Origin of the sequence: Fulvivirga lutimaris (genome assembly GCF_009711525.1) — a bacterium.
GTDB classification, from domain to species: Bacteria; Bacteroidota; Bacteroidia; order Cytophagales; family Cyclobacteriaceae; genus Fulvivirga; species Fulvivirga lutimaris.
Map to the genome: position 1 here is coordinate 1 of NZ_SMLV01000165.1, position 3,625 is coordinate 3,625.

Sequence of the window (3,625 nt, forward strand, 5' to 3'; positions counted from 1 at the left end):
CTGAAGTATAGTCATTATATGCTAATTGATAGTATTACTATTATTCACAATAGCATTATAACGCTTAATGATAGAAAAGGTTCGAAAAAGTTATAGAAAATGATTTTATGAATTATTACACTTATAAAATCCTTGACTAGTTATGAGGCAAGATTTAAAAGTGACCGTATAAAACCTACGTTTTCACCTTTATTTTTAACCACGTAAAGTAATGATTTCTTTAAGTCCGCTCTAAGATTTTCAGTCACGCTACCCAATAGGTTGCCGGCTGATGCCGTCTTTCCTCTGGCTCCCATAATGATAAGATCTGGATTCTTTCCATTCAGTTGCTCACTCAAATATTCAGAAATTTCCTTTCCCTTTCTCAACTGCACTGTCTCACCTTTCAGGCCCCTTAAAGAATTCTGGTTTTCAATTAATTCATTGATCTTGAAATTGGCATAAGATTCTAATTTCTCATTTAAAGTCTGCTGTTTGGCAAGAAGCTCGTTTACTTCAAAAGGTGATTCAAAAACCCTATTAAGATAATGAGTAGCATCTCTATATAAATGTATAGCTTTAATATCCTGCACTTCATAATTGTCAGTGAACTCCTTTGCTGTATCAAAGCTCAATTGGGTATACTCAGAATGATCCACTGGTATAAGTATACTTTTTATGTCAATTAATAATCGGGAAGGAACTACCAGCACACTACATGGGGCTTTTCTTATGATTTTCTTATCGAGCTTAGAAAAGTCATCTTGATTACCAATTAAAATTAAGTCAATATCCAACCCCTGACTTCTTTTCAATACTTCTGTTAAAGGATTACCAATGATAATCTCAATTTCAAATTCAATGGTTTTCAGCAGCTTTTCACTAATCAATACTTCTAGTTCCTGCTTGATGCTTTGCTGGTTAGTTTTTTGAAAATCTGGGTAATCAGAATAGATGTCATCTAAAAAGTCAATCTCTTTTGAGATATAAAGAATCTTAATTGACTTGGGCTTCAAGTGATTTGCCAATTGAATAACATTTATGATTACATTTTTTTCTAACTCAATGTCATTAATTTCAACTAGCCAATGATTTAATTTTTCCATAATTATGAGTTGCGTTTTAGTTAAGCTGGGTAATTATTATGTAAGACTTTAATTGTATCTACTGCCAACCTGATATAACTACTGATTGGTTTTTGCAAATCTGAATAATGCATTTCATAATTTTTTATTTATTATTTTTAACGTATCCATAAATTATATTAATGCATTACACCCTACATCAGCTAAAAGTGTTTGTTAAAGTTTGCCAGTATAAGAGTATAACTAAGGCCGCAGACGAACTTCACCTAACACAACCTGCAGTTTCTATACAGCTTAAAAAATTGCAGGATCAATTTGATATCCCATTGACTGAAGTAATAGGCCGGCAGCTGTATGTCACAGAATTTGGCGAGCAAATCTTAAACTTAAGTGAAACCCTGCTGGAAGGTGCCGAAAGAATAAATGATACTGCCAATTTATATAAAGGACTCTTTACAGGAAAAATTAAGATCGCATCAGTATCCACAGGAAAATATGTGATCCCCTATTTCCTGACAGGATTTACCAGAGAGCACCCTAATATCGATTTAACAATAGATGTTACTAATAAAAATCTGGTGGTTGAAAGTCTTGCCAGAAATGAAACAGATTTTGCGCTTGTTTCCGTGCTTCCTGATCTCTCACTTGAGCGTATTGAACTGATGGATAATGTATTACACCTTGTTAGCGGCTCGGAATACTATCAGCACAGCCATTCTATGACATTGAAAAAACTTACAGAAATTCCGTTAATATTCAGAGAGCAGGGATCGGCAACGCGAAAGGCCATGGAAAACTATCTGAACATCAATAAAATTATTCCTAACCGGTCTTTCGAACTTACCTCTAATGAGGCGGTAAAGCAGGCTGTTATGGCTGGCCTGGGCATGTCCATTATGCCCTTAATTGGACTCAGGCATGCATTACAATTAGACAAACTGAAAATAGTGCCTTTGAAGGGTTTACCGATAAAAACCAATTGGAACCTGGTTTGGACCAGTGGCAAAAACTTAACACCAGCCTGCCAGGCGCTGATTGAATATATCAAATCGCATAAGGAAGAAGTAATTCAAACTAACTTTATGTAATCTTATATTATGGTAGTTGTATCTGCAGTCTAAAATGCCTTTGATAAATTTTTAAATACATAATTAATCTCATGAGAACCCTTCTACAAAGTCTTATAGTAGTATTTATCTGTTTTGCTTGCTCTAAGCAGCAAGAAAATCATTTGGATGCCTTTGAAGTTTTTTGTGAAATGGTAGCCAATGGCAATAAACCTTTAGCCCTGCATCACCCACTGGCATATGATGTTATTGAAAAGAACTGGGATCAATACAAGGCCATTGCTGATAATTACAATGTTCAACTCTTCAGAGAAGACAACTTCCCTAAAACACTCCTGTTTCCATTTGAAGCCACAGAAAACAAGTCTGTCATATTAATATATACAGGGCAGCGACTGAAACAATATGAGCAGTTGAAAGCAGCAGTAGAAGAATATCCAAAAGAGGAGGAGTTAAAGATGGGGATTGCGAGAAGACTGGGTCGACTGTTGGGATATGGAAATAGCGGAATTAATGATTTGTTAAGCAAAAACACTGCTTATAGAAGTTTAGCATCTTTTGAAGTTAAAAAGCAGGTAACTCATCTATATTATGAGAACATAGAGGAAGCAATTTCTTTTTATGAAGGTATTTTGGGTTTAAACAAGGTTGATTCGAGCCTCTTTCAAATTGGTGATGAGGTCTTCATACATTTGCATGCTTTCAACGAAACACACGTCAAAGATCAACCAAAATCTACGGCTGTTGCACTACTTACTGATCAGCTGCCAGAATGGTACAGTTATTTGCAAGATCAGCAGGTTCCCATCAAATACACTTACAAACCGCGGACTGGCGGACCGCATGATGGTTTTGTAGCTGTAGATCCGGGAGGGTACCTATTAGAGTTTGAGCAATTTAAGCAGCATCCTGAAAATGAGTTGTTTATGGCTGTGCTGGCCGAAGCTCCGCGCACAGAAACTTCTACCGCGCTTAGCTTCTATGGTTCTATCACCTGGACTTATCATAAAGACATGCTTAAAATGGAAAGCTTTTATGAGGAGGTATTAGGCTATCAAAAAGTGGCCGATCAGGGCTGGACAAAAATTTACCAAACTTCAGCTTCAGGATTTATTGGTCTGGTGGATGAATGTAGAGGCATGGAAAACTATGCTGTTAATAAAGCGGTGGAATTAGAATGGCAGGTTGAGGATGTTAATGCCTTCAATAGATATGCGAATGAACACTGGGAAAAATTCGACTATAACAACTCTTCCTTTACCGGTCCGGAAAACTACATTTACCATATTCAGTAACGCAAAGTCCTTATCCAAAAGGCAAATAAACTCCGATAATTCAGGCTAATTGGTAACAAAAAATCATCTGATTACACCTCTTCATTACGCCTAATACATTAATCGAATCTGATTTATGTAAAATATTGATTATCTGTGATTTATAACCACAAAAAGTATCCAATTACAGCTTTTTCAATTTGTTATAAATAAACATTAC

General features: G+C 35.8%; 3 protein-coding genes. 2 read left to right on the forward strand and 1 reads right to left on the reverse strand.

Translation table 11 applies throughout. The features are described 5' to 3' along the window. Positions 1-140: 140 nt before the first annotated feature. Positions 141-1,085, reverse strand: a complete 945-nt coding sequence (locus E1140_RS01230; RefSeq protein WP_155178210.1) for a universal stress protein — start codon at positions 1,083-1,085, stop codon at positions 141-143. A 161-nt stretch (positions 1,086-1,246) separates the two neighbouring features. Here E1140_RS01230 and E1140_RS01235 point away from each other — a divergent pair, with 161 nt between their 5' ends. After that, on the forward strand, positions 1,247-2,152 hold the full coding sequence (locus tag E1140_RS01235; protein WP_155178212.1) for a LysR family transcriptional regulator: 906 nt from the start codon (positions 1,247-1,249) through the stop codon (positions 2,150-2,152). Positions 2,153-2,223: 71 nt separating this feature from the next. Next, entirely contained in the window at positions 2,224-3,426 is a 1,203-nt protein-coding gene (locus E1140_RS01240) for a VOC family protein (protein ID WP_155178214.1), read from the forward strand. Positions 3,427-3,625 lie beyond the last annotated feature (199 nt).